This is a genomic window from Allosaccharopolyspora coralli, assembly GCF_009664835.1.
Classification (GTDB): Bacteria; Actinomycetota; Actinomycetes; order Mycobacteriales; family Pseudonocardiaceae; genus Allosaccharopolyspora; species Allosaccharopolyspora coralli.
The window spans coordinates 3,711,962-3,726,796 of record NZ_CP045929.1; the positions used below are offsets into that span (position 1 = coordinate 3,711,962).

The following is a 14,835-nucleotide window of genomic DNA, read 5'->3' on the forward strand; positions in this document are numbered from 1 at the left end:
GCGGAGGATCCACCGCGTGCGCATTCGAACCGCGCACATCTGCAACGCACATTCATTTCCGATGGTGCAGGGCTTCCCACAGAACCCCTGCCGGCACAGCGTTGCCTGTCACTCGCAGCTCGATGACTCAGCCGATGCACCGGAGTCTTCCCGGTGCACGCTGGTGTTCACTTTAACGGTTCCCACGGCACGGGCGCCTGCCCACCCCGGAGCATCGGGACGTAGGTCACCTCCGGACACGTCGAGGGTGAGACCGTGCCGCACGTCGTCCCGGGTGAGGACCCGCACCGCGTGGTAGCCACGGGGGGCGGATCCGCCTTGGAGCAGCGCGTCGAGACGTCGAACGCGCACCACGTGCCTGCGGAACGCATGGGACCGGATGAGCCTGCCCCGCTCGTACTGCCCGGCCAGCGCGAGCGCGGGTTCCACGTGCAACCACACGAAAACCCGGCGCCGACGCGTGAGAGCGCCGACCAGAACGAACGGAGCGCGCGCGATCCAGCATGTCGACGGGTCGTGCACCACGACCGGCGCGCGCACGAGCAGGCATGCACGCACGATCCGCAGCCGGTGAGTGACGTGCACGAAGCATCGGTACCAGCGATACGGGATCCGCTCCGGCAGGAACGCGCTCAGCCGACGCCGTACCTGTTCGGAGTCGAGGACCGACACCTCGGTGGTCGTGTGCAGTTTCGTCAGCAGCGTGCTCTTGCCCGCACCGGGCAGACCGGCGAGCACGACGAGCGTGCGCCGGTCGATGTGCAGAGTCAGCGGTGAGCATCGGGAGGCCGGGACGTTCTCCGGTGTCGGCCGTTCGGAAAGATCCACTACTGGACCACGTTACCGACGCGATCGTGGTGTGGCGCAACGGGATGTGCTCCCTGCGAGCTCCGGCCGGGGTGGCTCACCCCCCTTGGGAGTCACCCCGGCCGGGACATGCGCGACGCGTTCGTGACGTTCCCGGACCCTCCCCCGTCCGACCCCCAGTACGGACGGGCCCCTGCCCGGGCTCCCCTCTCCAACGCGTCACGACGGAGTCTGCCTCTCACGAGCGTCGGACAAGACCGTGAAGCCCCCTGAATCGGCCTGCGTAGTGTTACCCATTCCCGCTGCGGGCCCACCCCTGCTCCATCCGTGTGACCTTGTCGGAGGTCCTGCACACACGAACGTGGGCGGCGCCCGGTCGAAGCACCGCCCACGTTCGCGAGGTCGGTCAGAGTGCAGCGTCGCCGGTTTCTCCGGTGCGAACGCGCACGACGGCCTCGACCGGAGTCACCCACACCTTGCCGCTCCCGGCCCGTTCGCTCCGAGCCGCGGCGACCACGCCGTCGACGACGGTGTCCACAGTGGCTTCGTCGGTCAGTACCTCGACTCGCAGCTTGTCGATGAGGTCAACCGGGTGCTGCGCACCCCGGTACACCTCCGTGTGTCCTTTCTGGCGGCCGTAGCCCTGCGCGTCGCTGACGGTCATGCCGAGCACGCCCAGGCGTTCGAGTGCAGCCTTCACGTCGCCCAAGGTCGACGGCGCAACGATCGCGGTCACGAGTTTCACGAGTGAGTCCTTTCCAAGGCACGAGCCACATCGGGGGCACGGAACGCCGAGGCCGAACCACGACCGTCGCCGAAGTGGTATGCGGTTTCCGCGTGTTGGGTCTCGTCGACGCCTTCTTTCTCGTCGTCTGGCCTGATGCGGAATCCGGTCGTGGCGCGTACCAGCCACGCGAGAAGCAGGCTCAGCACGAACGAATAAACGAACACTGCGATCGCCCCGACGACTTGTCGCCACAGCTGGTCGACTCCACCGCCGTAGAACAGGCCGTCGACCTCCTCCGGAGCCGCGGACGACGCGAAAAGTCCGACGAGCACGGTGCCGGCAAGACCACCGACGAGGTGCACACCCACGACGTCGAGCGAGTCGTCGTAGCCGAAGCGGTACTTGAGGCTGATCGCCAACGCACACAGCGGGCCGGTGACGGCACCGATCGCGATCGCCCCGATCGGAGTCACCGACGAGCACGCCGGAGTGATCGCCACGAGACCGGCGACGATGCCCGAAGCCGCGCCGAGCGTGGTGGCGTGACCGTCCCGGATGCGCTCCACCACGAGCCAACCGAGCATCGAGGCCCCTGTCGCGACCAGGGTGTTCATCAGCACCACGGCCGCCGTCGTGTCGGCGGCGAGCGCCGAACCCGCGTTGAATCCGAACCAGCCGAACCACAACAGCCCAGCGCCGAGCACCACCAACGGCAGATTGTGCGGCTTGCCGGTCTCCTGCGGCCAGTCGGCCCGTTTGCCGAGCACCAGCACCAAGGCGAGCGCCGCTGCCCCGGCGTTGATGTGCACCGCGGTGCCCCCGGCGAAGTCGACCGCTGCCAGCCGGTTGGCGATCCAGCCACCCTGCGCGAGCACGGCGCCCGCGTTGTCGGTCTCGTCGAACGCGAAGACCCAGTGAGCGACCGGGAAGTACACCACGACGGCCCACAGCCCGGCGAAGAGCAACCACGGCCCGAAACGAGCCCGGTCGGCGACGGCCCCGGAGATGAGCGACACCGTGAGGATCGCGAACATCGCCTGAAAAGCGGCGAAAGCCATCGTCGGAACGGTGTCGGAGAGCTGCTCACCGCTCAGCAGCGGGGAAAGCCCGAAGAACTCCGTCGGCGAGCCGAGCAACCCGAGCCCCACATCACTCCCGAACGCGGTCGAGTATCCGATCAGCACCCACAACACGCCCACCACGCCCATGCTGCCGAGGCTCATCATGAGCATGTTGAGCACGCCGCGCGACCGGACCATGCCGCCGTAGAAGAACGCCAGGCCCGGGGTCATCAGCATGACCAGAGCCGCGCTCACGAGCACCCAAGCAGTGTCGCCTGAATTCATGTCGCCTCCCGTGTAGCGATACCGAGTTGGGTGGCATCGTGGGAAAGCGGTGTTTCCGATCGTCGATTCGTCCATTTCCCGGCTGTGAAGTCGACGCCGCCGATGTGACGAACGTGTTGCGCGCCGTCGCAGCGTGAGCCTTTTTGGTGGCTCTGGCAACCAAGAAGACTCACGCCCTTGTCGCGGCGTGGACGGACGGCACGTGCAGCGCGCGGCCAGCCATGAGCCCTGCGACCCCCATGGCGGCACAACACCCGAGCACGAACACCAGTGGGACCGTCCAGTTCCCCGCCAGTTCGTGGGTGACACCGACCGCGAAGGGCCCCACCGCCGCGAGCAGGTATCCGGCTCCCTGGGCGGTACCGGACAACGCCGCAGTCGTGTCGCTGTCGGGGGAGCGCAACCCGAACAGCGTCAACGCGAGCCCGAACGAGGCTCCCTGCGCGACCCCCAGCACCACGGTCGCCACCCACACCACGCCCGGTGCCGTACCGAGCACGATGCCGGTGAACCCCGCCGCGACGAGCAGAGTCAGGCCCACCGCGATTCCCCGCTGGTCGCGCGATCGACGGCACAGCAACGGGACGGTCAGCGATCCGGCCGCCTGGATCGCGGCTTGGATGCCGAGCATGAACCCGGCGGTCTCGGGACTGAACCCTCGGCCTTGCAGTATCACCGGCAACCACCCGAACACCACGTAAGCCATGAGCGACTGCATGCCCATGAACACGGTGACCTGCCACGCGAGCGGGTTACGCCACAGGCCGTGTGCGGCCACCGGGGCCGGTGGACCTGCCGAGACGCGGCGGACGACGACCAGCGCCACCGCCAGCGCGACCAGCACCGGGATCGCGATCAGCCCGATCGAGAACTGCCAGGACCCGAGCCCGACCGCCAGCGGCACCACGGCGCTCGCGGCGACCGCGCCCCCCAGTGTGAGGCACATCGTGTAGAGCGCGGTCATCGCTGGCACGTGCTGCGGGAAATCCCGTTTGATCAGGCCGGGCAAGGCGACGTTGGCGACCGCGATCCCGGCTCCGACGACGACGGTGCCGCCGAAGAGCGCACCGGCACCCCCGAACGCGCGCGCGGCGTTTCCGACGAACAGGACGACCAGGCAACCGAGCAGCACCCGCTCGTCGCCCCACCGCTGGCGCAGACCCGGCGCGACGAAGGCGAAGACACCGAGACAGATCACCGGCAACGTGGTCAACAAGCCCGCGAGCGTCGTGGACAGGCCGAGGTCGGCCTGGATCCGGTCGAGCACGGGAGCGATCGCGGTGATCGGCGGTCGCAACGTCAGCGCCACCAGCGCCAGCAGCACCACGGAGCCGATCAGCCGTCGCGGTACCTGCGTCTCGAGCTGCGCGCGCACCTGCCACTCCCCTCTCGCCTGGACCGGTCATCCGATGATCGAAGAACTCGACCGTTCCTCAGCAGGCTGCCGCCGTAGTCGCGTACCACGAAAACCCCGCTCCCGCCGAGCGGATGCCGCACCATGGCCAGACTGCAATGCGCGCCGAGACCGCCTGAGGACGCAGCACGAGCACCTGATCGACGAGCCGCCCGCAGCGCCGACCCGGCACCGAAGGATTCGTGTGGACGAATCGGAAACGCTGTCTCAGTCTGGGCAGCATGACGAGCGCTTCCTCCCGTGGGTACGCACTCGGGGCCAGCGACGCCGAGCGAGCCCGTCTCATCGTGCAGCACGACATCTACCGGGGTGAAGCGGCGAGCCTCGCCGAGCACATCGGTCTCCGGCCGGGTTCACACGCCGTCGACGTGGGGTGCGGCCCGCTCGGAGTCCTCGACCTGCTCACCGAGCTCGTCGGCAGCTCGGGTCGCGTCGTGGGTCTCGATTCGGAACCCCGAATGCTGGACATGGCACGGACCACGCTCGCCGAACGGAGCATCACCGGCGTCGAGCTCGTGTGCGACGACCTGCTCGACGACGACTTGGACGCGGAGTCCTTCGACGTGGTTCACGAACGGTTCCTCATCACCAACCTGCCGTATCCGCGAGACGTCGTGTCCTCGATGACGCGCCTCGCGAAGCCGGGCGGGTACGTCGCGCTCGAGGACATCGACTGCATTTCGTGGACCTGCCATCCGCCGCATCCGTCGTGGGGCAGGCTGTCGGCCGCGTTGCTCACCGCCTGGTACGCGGCGGGTCTCGACGCCTACGTGGGGCGCAAGCTGCCGGGCCTGCTGCGCGAGGCCGGACTGGTCGACGTCGGGCTCGACGCTCACGTGAACGTGTGGCGGCCCGGCGACCCGTACCAGAAGACCCTGCCGCACTTCGTGCGTGAGTTCCGGGAACGCATCCTGCGACTCAGCGACCTCACCGAGCAGGAATTCGACCGCTGCCTGCACGAACTGGAGGCGCACCTCGACCAGCCGACCACCTTCACCCTTTACAACACGCTCATCCAGGCGTGGGGCCGCAAGCCCGAATGACCGTCCGGGCTCGCGGCCCCGGCCGCCGCGACGCTCACACGTCCCAGTGCCAGTAGTTCGCGCCGTAGGGGTACTCCATCCGGCTGTCGACGTGGGTGAACGTCTCGTAGCGGATGATCCCGGAGAGCCCCGAGGTCTGTGCGCGCCCGATCACGTCGTCGACGCTGTGACCACCGACGACGATGTCGGCCGCGATGCCGTAGGTATGTTGGCTGTTCGGCACACCGCCGACGTTCTCGTTGTGCGAGAGACTGCGGAAACCCGAGTTGATCGTCACCGGCGCGTCGCCCGACTTCGTGCGGATCGCCTCGAGCTTGTACATGAGCCGGCGTACGTTCTCCTTCACCTCGGAGGTGCCGACGTTGCCCTCGCCGAACTCGGCACCGTCCTTGGAGTGGAACTCGTCGAACCCGAAGTGCGCGGTCGAGCCGTCCGACGCCGTCAGTGCGTCGAGCGCGTCCTGCGTCGGGCCGTCGACCTCACCGGTCGGCGAGAGGCTGTACGCCTCCTGGAATCGGGTCACTGCGGCCTCGGTGTTCGCGCCGAACTCGCCGTCGACGGCGAGAAAGGTCTGCTCGGCCGAGTCGGCGGCCCAGCCCGCCACTCGGACCTGCACTTCGGCCACGTCGGCGCCACGGGCGCCGGAGGTGAGCCGCCTCCGGCGCGGTGCTGCGGAGACCGGAGCTGCCACCAGGGCAGGCCCGGCGGCAGCGGCCAACGAAAGCGTCAGTAGAGCGGACCGTCTGGTCATCCTCGCGGACATGATCATCCCCTTCGCGTCGAGCCACGACAAACGGGAACATCATGTCGAAGATCCACTGACAGTCATGATCTCGTGTCGAGAACTTTCCACTCTCGTGTTCGAATCCACCCGATCGGACCAAACCACGGGTGCCCGCAGCCGCGAATCTCCCTTGAGTCGCAGAAGGCGCGGGACGGTTCCGCAGTTCGCCGCGCCGCTGTCGCTGCCGCTGCACCGAGGACGAACCGGTCGCTGTCCCCCAGCGACGCAGCCAGTTGACCTGTCCGAATTGAGAGGTGTTCGACGTATCGTGTGGGGAATGCAGATGAAGGCGATCCCGCTGGTCGCCGCCGCGACCCTGGCGGTTGTCGCGTGCTCGCCGCCCGAACAGGGCGAAGCGCCCGCACCACCCGAGGGCGCGGGTGAGACCGCGGACGAACGCGCTCCCCAGGACAGGCCCACGACGCCTCCGGCCGAGCCGGGCGACGCACCTCCGCCGGCGGAGGACCCCGCGGGCCGCGTGGTGCCCTTGCCCGAAGGCGGACAACCATGGGGTGTCGCCTACGACCCCGCTTCCCAGCAGGTCTTCACGGCGCTGCGCGAGCCGGCGCGCCTGGCCGCCTACGACATCGCCGGCGACGAGGTCCGCGTGACGCCGACTCCCGGCGCGGCCCGGATGATCGACCTCGTCGCGCCCGGTGGACCGCTGCTGTATCCCGCAGAGACCCTCGACACGCTGTACGCGATCGACGTACCTTCCCTCGAGATCGAGCAGGAGGCGCCTGCCGGCCGGGGCCCGCACCAGGCCGTCCAGGTCGGTGACACCACGTTCGTCACCGAGGAGTTCGGGCACGCGGTGCGCGCACTGCGTGGTGGCGAGACGGTCGCCCGCTTCACCGAACCGGTGCAGCCGGGCGGGCTCACGGCCACGGACGGGCGCGTGGCGGTCGTCGACGTCGTGACCAACACCCTGTTCGTCTACGACGCGGCCAGCGGCGAACTCGTCACCTCGCTGCCCGCGGGGGAAGGGCCGAGTCACGTCGTGCCGGTCGGCGACGGGAAGGTGGCCGTCTGCGACGTTCGCGGCAACGCCGTGCTGACCTACGACATCACCGGTGAGCCTCGCGAGCTCGACCGCATCTCGGTTCCGGGACGAGCCTTCTGGATCGAAGCCGACGCGGAGACCGGAACCGTCTACGCGGCGCTGTCCAACACCAACAAGGTCGCACAGCTCGACGTCGGGCAGGACGGAAGCCTGACCGAACGTGCGACGGTGCCGACGGTGCAGGAACCGGTGTCGATGGATCTCGACCCGAACACCGGAACCGTCTACGTCGCCGGGTACGCCCAGTCCGAGCTTCAGATCGTGCCGCCCACAGCCTTCGGCAACTGACAGCGCGTGAGTCTTTTTGGTGGTCATAGCCACCAAAAAGACTCACGCCCGCGCGCGGGCAGGTGAGGTTCCGCTACCCGACCAACCGAGCAGGCCTTCTGAAAGACATCCCAGTCCTCAGCCGAGGAGGGCGTCGACGAAGGCTTCCGGTTCGAACGGCGCGAGGTGGTCTGCACCCTCACCGAGGCCGACCAGCTTCACCGGCACCCCGAGTTCGCGCTGCACCTGGAAGACGATGCCGCCCTTGGCGGTGCCGTCGAGTTTGGTGAGCACGATGCCGGTCACGTCGACGACGTCGGAGAACACCCGCGCCTGGGTGAGACCGTTCTGCCCGGTGGTCGCGTCGAGCACCAGCAGCACCTCGTCGACCTGGGCCTGCTTCTCGACCACGCGTTTGACCTTGCCGAGTTCGTCCATCAGGCCGGTCTTGGTGTGCAACCGTCCCGCGGTGTCGACGAGGACGGCGTCCACACCGGTGTCCGAACCGCGCTTGACGGCCTCGAACGCGACGCTGGCCGGGTCGGCGGCCTCTTCCCCGCGCACCACCTCGGCTCCGACTCGCTCGCCCCACGTGCCGAGCTGTTCGACGGCCGCCGCGCGGAACGTGTCGGCGGCACCAAGCAGCACCGTGCGGCCGTCGGCGACCAGGACGCGGGCGAGCTTGCCGGTCGTGGTGGTCTTACCGGTGCCGTTCACGCCGACGACGAGCACGACCGCGGGCTTGCCGCCGTTCGCGGGGTCGCCGTGCGGCAACGCCCGAACGGACCGCTCTGACTCGGTGGCCAGCTGGTCGACCAGGACCTCCCGCAGCAGCCCCCGGACCTCGTCGGAGGTCCGGACACCGCGCGAAGCGATCTCCGAGCGCAGTCGCTCGACGACTTCGGTGGTCGTCGCCGCGCCCAGGTCGGCCATGAGCAGTGTGTCCTCGATCTCTTCCCACGAGTCCTCGTCGAGGTCGCCCGCGCCGAGCAGGCCGAGCAGACCCTGCCCGAGGCTGGACCGGGAACGGGACAGGCGACCGCGCAGGCGTTCGAGCCGTCCCGAGGTCGGTTCGATCTCCTCGACCGGCTCGGCGACGGGTGCTTCCGGAACCGGCGGTGCGGCTTGCTCCGGCGGCGCGGCCTGTTCCGGGACCGTCGGCTCGGCAGGGGCAGTCGCGGCGGAGGCAGCGCCCTCGACGGGGGGCTCGGCCTCGACTGGGGTCTCGGGCGCAGCTTCCACCGGCGCCTCGGTTCCGGTCGCCTGCTCCGGCTCGGCAGGAGCTTGCGTCTCGGTCGACCCCTGGGCAGGTGGTGCCGTGTCGACCGGAGTGTCCTGTTCCGGGGCGGGTGGCTCCGCGGTGGCGGTGCCGGTGCTCTGGTCGCCATCCGGCAGCGAGACGTCGACGATGCCGCGCCGCTCGGTGTCGCGCGGCACCGAGGCGTCGTCGCCGACCGCCGGTTGCCCCTCCGTATCGGTGCGTTCCTCGACGGGGTGCTCCGGTGGCGCGGCGGTCGCGGCACCACCACTGGAGAGGCTGAATCCGCCACCGGCCTGATACCCGCCCGGCTTCTTCTCGCCCTCCGCCTCGTCCGGCTTCTCCAGGCTGATCTTGCGACGCCGGTTGAGCGCGACGCCCGCCGCCACGGCCGCCACGAGCAGCACCGCGACGACGACGGCAACGATGAGAATCACGTTCGAGGAGCTCACCCGGCCATCCTCGCACCCGCGCAGGCGTGAACCTGCGGCGACCCGGGTGGACAATTCACCAACAATGCGGGCGAAATGCTTGCATCCCCCGGCCGTGTCGCATACACCACAAGTCGTGGGCGCGTGGCGGATCGTGGGACTGCTGTCCGGGACGTCGATGGACGGAATCGACGTGGCCGTAGGAGACCTGTGGCTGGACGGCGACACCGTGCACCTGCGTCCGCTCGGTCACGACGAGCTCGCCTTTCCGCCCGGACTGCGCACCCGTCTCCTCTCGGCACTACCGCCCGCCGAGCTCACCGCTCACGACCTGTGCGTGCTCGACACGGAGATCGGCCAGGAGTTCGCCGCGGCGGCCAGGCACGCGATCGACACGCTCGCGGCAGGGCGCGCCGACGTCGTCGCCTCCCTCGGACAGACGCTGTACCACTGGGTCGAGAACGGGCAGGCACGCGGGACGCTGCAGATCGGGCAACCGGCGTGGATCGCCGAGGCCACGAACCTGCCCGTGATCGCCGACCTCCGCGCCCGCGACGTCGCCGCAGGAGGGCATGGTGCCCCGCTCGCCGCGGTGATCGACACACTGTGGCTCGCCGACGGTGCCGGGCCCGAACGCACGCGCATCGCGCTCAACATCGGCGGGATCGCCAACATCACCGTGGTCGGCAGCGGGCGGCCACTCGCCTACGACACCGGGCCCGGCAACGCGCTGCTCGACCTCGCCGCGACCCGCGTCACGGGCGGCGCTGCGACCCACGACGTCGACGGAGCGCTCGCCGCGCGCGGGTCGGTCCGGGCCGAGATCCTCGACGCGCTGCTCGACGACGACTACTTCACCGCGCCCCCTCCGAAGTCCACCGGCAAGGAGCATTTCAACGCGGCCCTGCTGGACCGGGCGCTTGCCGGACTCGCCGTCGACGACGCGGACCTGCTCGCCACGCTCACCGAGTTCACGGCCGTCACGATCGCCGATGCGTGTCTGGGCCACCGCCCGCACGACGTTCTCGTTTCCGGGGGCGGAGGCGCCAATCCGACGCTGATGGCCGCGCTGCGCCGCCACCTGGACCCACAGGGCGTCGCAGTGAGCACCAGCGACTCGCTGGGGCTGCCCGCGTCCTCCAAGGAAGCGCACCTGACCGCCCTGATCGGCTTCTTGACCTGGGTGGGCCTTCCCGGCAACGTTCCCTCGAGCACCGGCGCCACGGGCCCGCGCACGCTCGGCACGATCGTGCCCGGTGGCCGACCACTCGCACTTCCCGAACCCGCCGCGCACCCGGTCCGCCGCTTGCGCGTCCACCCCCACGACTCGACCGCGGACCGCGACCACCAGGAGGCGCCATGCACCCAGTCGACCTCGTAGTCATCGGCCTCTATCTGGTGGCGATGCCGCTGGTGGGGCTCCTGCTCAGTGGGAAGCAGACCTCGTCGCAGGACTACTTCATCGGCGGCAGGAGACTGCCCTGGTGGGCGGTGTGCTTCTCCGTCGTGGCCACCGAGACGTCGACGCTGACGGTGATCAGCGTGCCGACCGTGGCCTACCTCGGCACCTTCACGTACCTGCAGCTGGCGATCGGCTACCTCATCGGCCGGATCATCGTCGCGTTCGTGCTCCTGCCCCGGTACTACCAGGGCAACATGGTCAGCGCCTACGAGTACCTCGGACAGCGATTCGGGAGCGGGCTGCAGGGCACCGCGTCGGTAACGTTCCTGATCACCCGCCTGCTGGCGGACGGACTCCGGTTGTTCGCGACCGCGATCCCGGTGAAGGTGCTGCTGGACTCGGCGGGGATGAACGTCTCCTACTGGCAGATCATCCTGGCGCTGTCGATCATCACGGTGATCTACACCTACCTCGGCGGCATCCGGGCCGTGGTCTGGGTGGACGCCATCCAGATGGCCGTCTACGTCGGTGGCGCGATCATCGCGGCGATCATCCTGCTCGGCAGGGTCCCGGCGGACTGGTTCTCCTCCGCCGTGGACGAGGGCAAGTTCCAGCTCTTCGACTTCACCTCGTCGTTGGTGACCGAGCAGTACGCGTTCTTCACCGCGGTCATCGGTGGTGCCGTGTTCGCGATGGCCTCCCACGGCGCCGACCAGCTCATGGTGCAGCGTCTCCTCGCCTGCAAGACGTTGCAGGACAGCCGCAAGGCACTGATCGGCAGCGGCGTCGTCGTCTTCTTCCAGTTCGCACTGTTCCTGTTCGTCGGCACGCTGTTGTGGTCGTTCTTCCAGGGCGCCGACCCCGAGTCGATGGGCATGAGCAGTGACGACGAGCTGTTCCCGCGGTTCATCGTCACCGAGATGCCCGTCGGGCTGGCAGGGCTGCTCATCGCGGGCATCATCGCGGCGGCCATGAGCACGTTGTCGTCCTCGCTGAACTCGCTGGCGACGTCCACGGTCAGCGACCTGTACCGGCGGATCACCAAGCACGAGCCGGACGACGCCTCGATCCTGCGGCAGGGCAAGCTCTGGACCGTGGTGTGGGCCGTGGTGTTCGTCGGGTTCGCCTCGATGTTCACCAGCACCGAGAATCCCGTCGTGGAGGTGGGGCTGAGCATCGCGAGCTACACCTACGGGTCGTTGCTCGGTGCGTTCCTGCTCGGTCTGCTGATCCCGCGAGCACGCCAACTGGACGCGCTGATCTCGTTCGTGGTGACCCTGTTGGTCGTGCTGTACGTGGTGTTCGGGCTGACCTTCCCGGACGGCGAGGGAGGCGAGACCGCGATGGCATTCCCCTGGTACACGCCGATCGGCGTGATCGTCACGCTCGTCGTCGGCGGATTGCTGTCGCTACGGCACCCGCGCACCGCACCCGAGGAACCCGAACCCGACCGCGCCGACGCCGCCTGACCGCCCGGGGTGGCAAATTCGCGCGAATTTGCCACCCCGCTGTCCACAGGGGAGAGAGTTGTCCACATCCGACCGGGTGGCGTAAGTTCGGTTGCGGGTTCGACCGGGTCCACACTGTCCGAGCAGGGTCGAGTGGACCCGTGAGGCCGGGGGTGTGCCATGCGCACGAAAGACAGCGACAGAGCGAACGAGCACGTCGAGATCCAGCACAAGTTGGACGCCTACCAGCAAGGCCGGCTGGACGACGTGGAATGGGTGCTCGTGCGCACGCACGTGGCCGAATGCGACATGTGCCGCGCTGACATGGACCGTCCGAAGCTGTGGAACCGCGCCTCACCGCAACGCATCCTGCCAGCCGGGGAACACGAACCCGCACTGACGGGACCAGCCGTGCCCAGTTGGCTGTTCGTCACCGGTACCGCATCCGTCGCCGCGCTCGTCGCCTTCGGTATCGGTTTCGCGTTGGGCACGGGCGCCTGACGAGGATCACGAACTCGCGCTGCGAGGCTTCGCGCGAACGTGCATGCGTTCGCCTTGCGGCCCGAACAGGCTGAGGATCTCCACCGGCGCCTGGCCGGTGCTACCGAACCAATGCGACTGCCGGGTGTCGAACTCGGCGACCTCCCCGGTCTTGAGTAGCACGTCGTGTTCGGCGAGGACGAGCCGCAGGGTTCCGCTCAGTACGTACATCCACTCGTAGCCCTCGTGCGTGCACGGGTCGGGAGTGCTGCGGTCGGTACCGATCACCATCTTGAACGCCTGCAAACCGCCGGGCTGTTGGGTCAACGGTACGACCATGAGGTCGCCGTGTTTGACCGGTTTCAGCCGCACTCGTGGATCCCCGACCGGGGGCGCGCCGACGAGTTCGTCCAGCGGCACCTGGTGCGCGTGCGCGATCGGCAGCAGCAGTTCCAGGCTCGGTTTGCGCAGCCCCGATTCCAGCCGTGACAGCGTACTCATCGAGATTCCGGTGATCTCCGACAGCGCCGCGAGCGTGCACGAGCGGGCTTGCCGGATGGCTTTGAGCCGGGGGCCGACGTCGGCCAGCACCTCATCCATGAGGTTATTGCAGAAGTGGCAAACAGGTTTGTCAAATTCAAGAGACGCCGCTCAGGATGGATCCCGGGATCGCCGTGGACCGCAGAACGCAGGTCACGGCAACCGAAGCTTCCCGACTGAGCCGCACTCGCGGTGATCTGAACCTGATCGAGGACGTGCCGGAGGAATCGGATGAACGACATCGACTGGGCTGCGATGGCCGACCTACTCGAGGACGAGGGGGAGGTCCACCGTCCGTACGTGCGACAGGCCATCGACGAGCTGAGCGACCTGCGGCCGCGTCGGGTCCTCGACATCGGCAGCGGACCAGGCGTCGCGGCCTGCCAGCTGGCCGAGACGTACCCACGCGCGGAGGTCGTCGCCGTGGACGGCGCACCGGAGTTGCTCGCTCGCGCTGAGGATCGCGCGAAGCACCTGGGCCAGCACCTGCGCACGACAGTGGCCGAGTTTCCGGCAGATCTGGGCCGGCTGGAGACCGCGGACCTGATCTGGTCGGCGAACACCATGCACCACGTAGGCGACCAGCAAACGGCGCTCGAACAGCTCAGCACCCTGCTCGCACCCGGTGGAGTGCTTGCCCTGACCGAGGGCGGACTGCCGTCCCGCTGGCTGCCGCGCGATCTGGGATTCGGGCGGCCCGGGCTGCACTTCAGGCTGGACGACGCAATGAACGAGCGGTTCACCGCGATGCGCGCGGAGTTGCCCGGATCCGCGTCCACGGTCGAGGACTGGCCGAGCATGCTGAGGCGAGCCGGACTGGTCGATGCACGCAGCAGGACATTCCTCGTGGACCTTCCCGCGCCGCTGGATGAGGCACCTCGACGATGCGTTCGACACTGGATGCAGCGCTACCGCAGTGCTCTCGCCGAAGATGTGGACGCCACGGACCTGGCGACGCTGGATCGGTTGCTCGACCCAGCCGATCCGGACGGCGTCGACCAACGGGAAGATCTGTTCTTCCGCACCGCAAAGACCGTGCACTACGCACGCCGACCGCAGCAGTGAGCCTCCTGTGCAATGTGAGGCGACTGTCGGGGGGCAAGACCATGCTGTGCGGATGAGCGACCGAACCACGCCCGCCCACTTCGCTGCCGCGTGGGCCGCCGACACCCGAGCACCGCTGCCCCGCGTCGGGGACGAGCGGGAGATCCTCACCGCGTCGCTCGACTGGCACCGCGCCACGTTCGAGCTCAAATGCGCCGGTCTCACACCCGAACAGCTCTCCCGCCGCAGCGTGGCAGCCTCGGGTCTGAGCCTGCACGGTCTGCTGCGTCACCTCGCCGGGGTGGAACGGTGGTGGTTCCGCATCCAGTACGCCGGTGCGGACGTGCCACTGCTGTACTACTCCGACGAGGACCCCGAGCAGGATTTCGAGCAGCTCGACGGCAACGTCGATGAGGCGTTCGCCGTGTGGCACCGGGAATGTGCCCGCTCCCGAGAGATCGTCGCGGGTGCCGCATTCGACGACACCGGGCGCCTCCGGACCACCGGCGAGGCCGTGTCCTTGCGTCGCGTCGTCGTCACCGTTCTCACCGAGTACGCGCGCCACGACGGCCATGCCGACCTTCTGCGTGAGTCGATCGACGGCGCCACCGGCCACTGACGGGCTGCGCCCGATAAGTAAGAGGGTGCACGGGTTGGTCTGCTTTGGTGGTCCTGTGGCGGAACCGCGCGTGGCCGGCTTGCGTACGCGGCGAGAAAACGGTGGGCGCAACGTGCCTGACCACAGATTCGATCCGCGCGCCCTCTCACCTAAGCGGCAGGC

At 68.6% G+C, this 14,835-nt stretch carries 14 protein-coding genes; 7 read left to right on the top strand and 7 right to left on the bottom strand.

Translation table 11 applies throughout. The features are described from left to right. Positions 1 to 108: 108 nt before the first annotated feature. The 4 genes from GIY23_RS17300 to GIY23_RS17315 form a co-directional block, all read right to left on the bottom strand. Complete coding sequence (locus GIY23_RS17300) at positions 109 to 828, bottom strand: AAA family ATPase (RefSeq protein ID WP_228717351.1); 720 nt, start codon at positions 826 to 828, stop codon at positions 109 to 111. Between the two features lie 385 nt (positions 829 to 1,213). Then, positions 1,214 to 1,552, bottom strand: a complete 339-nt coding sequence (locus tag GIY23_RS17305; RefSeq protein WP_154077621.1) for a P-II family nitrogen regulator — start codon at positions 1,550 to 1,552, stop codon at positions 1,214 to 1,216. Continuing rightward, the gene (locus GIY23_RS17310; RefSeq protein WP_154077622.1) at positions 1,549 to 2,880 is read right to left on the bottom strand and encodes an ammonium transporter; all 1,332 of its coding nucleotides are present in this window, start codon (positions 2,878 to 2,880) and stop codon (positions 1,549 to 1,551) included. Before GIY23_RS17310 ends, GIY23_RS17305 begins: the two co-directional genes overlap by 4 nt. A gap of 169 nt (positions 2,881 to 3,049) precedes the next feature. Beyond that, the gene (locus tag GIY23_RS17315) at positions 3,050 to 4,255 is read right to left on the bottom strand and encodes a CynX/NimT family MFS transporter (protein ID WP_228717352.1); all 1,206 of its coding nucleotides are present in this window, start codon (positions 4,253 to 4,255) and stop codon (positions 3,050 to 3,052) included. A 260-nt stretch (positions 4,256 to 4,515) separates the two neighbouring features. Here GIY23_RS17315 and GIY23_RS17320 point away from each other — a divergent pair, with 260 nt between their 5' ends. Next, positions 4,516 to 5,337, top strand: coding sequence for a methyltransferase domain-containing protein (locus GIY23_RS17320; protein ID WP_154077623.1), 822 nt, complete (start codon positions 4,516 to 4,518; stop codon positions 5,335 to 5,337). A gap of 34 nt (positions 5,338 to 5,371) precedes the next feature. On the opposite strand, the gene GIY23_RS17325 is transcribed toward GIY23_RS17320, so the two are convergent. Then, entirely contained in the window at positions 5,372 to 6,100 is a 729-nt protein-coding gene (locus GIY23_RS17325; protein ID WP_228717353.1) for a D-Ala-D-Ala carboxypeptidase family metallohydrolase, read from the bottom strand. Between the two features lie 298 nt (positions 6,101 to 6,398). On the opposite strand from GIY23_RS17325, the gene GIY23_RS17330 reads away from it, so the two are divergent. After that, complete coding sequence (locus GIY23_RS17330; RefSeq protein ID WP_154077624.1) at positions 6,399 to 7,472, top strand: YncE family protein; 1,074 nt, start codon at positions 6,399 to 6,401, stop codon at positions 7,470 to 7,472. Positions 7,473 to 7,589: 117 nt separating this feature from the next. Here GIY23_RS17330 and ftsY read toward each other — a convergent pair whose 3' ends face one another. Further along, on the bottom strand, positions 7,590 to 9,161 hold the full coding sequence (gene ftsY, locus GIY23_RS17335; RefSeq protein WP_154077625.1) for a signal recognition particle-docking protein FtsY: 1,572 nt from the start codon (positions 9,159 to 9,161) through the stop codon (positions 7,590 to 7,592). A gap of 115 nt (positions 9,162 to 9,276) precedes the next feature. Here ftsY and GIY23_RS17340 point away from each other — a divergent pair, with 115 nt between their 5' ends. From GIY23_RS17340 to GIY23_RS17350, 3 genes are all read left to right on the top strand, one after another. Further along, complete coding sequence (locus tag GIY23_RS17340; protein ID WP_228717354.1) at positions 9,277 to 10,521, top strand: anhydro-N-acetylmuramic acid kinase; 1,245 nt, start codon at positions 9,277 to 9,279, stop codon at positions 10,519 to 10,521. Then, positions 10,500 to 12,011, top strand: a complete 1,512-nt coding sequence (locus GIY23_RS17345) for a sodium:solute symporter (RefSeq protein WP_154077627.1) — start codon at positions 10,500 to 10,502, stop codon at positions 12,009 to 12,011. Before GIY23_RS17340 ends, GIY23_RS17345 begins: the two co-directional genes overlap by 22 nt. Positions 12,012 to 12,170: 159 nt before the next feature. Continuing rightward, entirely contained in the window at positions 12,171 to 12,491 is a 321-nt protein-coding gene (locus GIY23_RS17350) for a hypothetical protein (protein WP_154077628.1), read from the top strand. A 6-nt stretch (positions 12,492 to 12,497) separates the two neighbouring features. On the opposite strand, the gene GIY23_RS17355 is transcribed toward GIY23_RS17350, so the two are convergent. Continuing rightward, positions 12,498 to 13,070, bottom strand: coding sequence for a helix-turn-helix domain-containing protein (locus GIY23_RS17355; protein ID WP_154077629.1), 573 nt, complete (start codon positions 13,068 to 13,070; stop codon positions 12,498 to 12,500). 171 nt (positions 13,071 to 13,241) lie between these two features. Here GIY23_RS17355 and GIY23_RS17360 point away from each other — a divergent pair, with 171 nt between their 5' ends. Both GIY23_RS17360 and GIY23_RS17365 read left to right on the top strand, forming a co-directional pair. After that, on the top strand, positions 13,242 to 14,075 hold the full coding sequence (locus GIY23_RS17360) for a class I SAM-dependent methyltransferase (protein WP_154077630.1): 834 nt from the start codon (positions 13,242 to 13,244) through the stop codon (positions 14,073 to 14,075). Positions 14,076 to 14,127: 52 nt separating this feature from the next. Further along, positions 14,128 to 14,673 carry a DinB family protein gene (locus tag GIY23_RS17365; protein WP_154077631.1) on the top strand — a complete coding sequence of 182 codons (546 nt, stop codon included), beginning with the start codon at positions 14,128 to 14,130 and terminating at the stop codon, positions 14,671 to 14,673. Positions 14,674 to 14,835 lie beyond the last annotated feature (162 nt).

Coding starts and splice junctions, on each gene's coding strand:
- GIY23_RS17330 (WP_154077624.1), top strand. CDS start 6,399: ATGCAGATGAAGGCGATCCCGCTGGTCGCCGCCGCGACCCTGGCGGTT.
- GIY23_RS17360 (WP_154077630.1), top strand. CDS start 13,242: ATGAACGACATCGACTGGGCTGCGATGGCCGACCTACTCGAGGACGAG.
- GIY23_RS17310 (WP_154077622.1), bottom strand. CDS start 2,880: ATGAATTCAGGCGACACTGCTTGGGTGCTCGTGAGCGCGGCTCTGGTC.
- GIY23_RS17345 (WP_154077627.1), top strand. CDS start 10,500: ATGCACCCAGTCGACCTCGTAGTCATCGGCCTCTATCTGGTGGCGATG.
- GIY23_RS17365 (WP_154077631.1), top strand. CDS start 14,128: ATGAGCGACCGAACCACGCCCGCCCACTTCGCTGCCGCGTGGGCCGCC.
- GIY23_RS17350 (WP_154077628.1), top strand. CDS start 12,171: ATGCGCACGAAAGACAGCGACAGAGCGAACGAGCACGTCGAGATCCAG.
- GIY23_RS17355 (WP_154077629.1), bottom strand. CDS start 13,070: ATGGATGAGGTGCTGGCCGACGTCGGCCCCCGGCTCAAAGCCATCCGG.
- GIY23_RS17320 (WP_154077623.1), top strand. CDS start 4,516: ATGACGAGCGCTTCCTCCCGTGGGTACGCACTCGGGGCCAGCGACGCC.
- GIY23_RS17325 (WP_228717353.1), bottom strand. CDS start 6,100: ATGTCCGCGAGGATGACCAGACGGTCCGCTCTACTGACGCTTTCGTTG.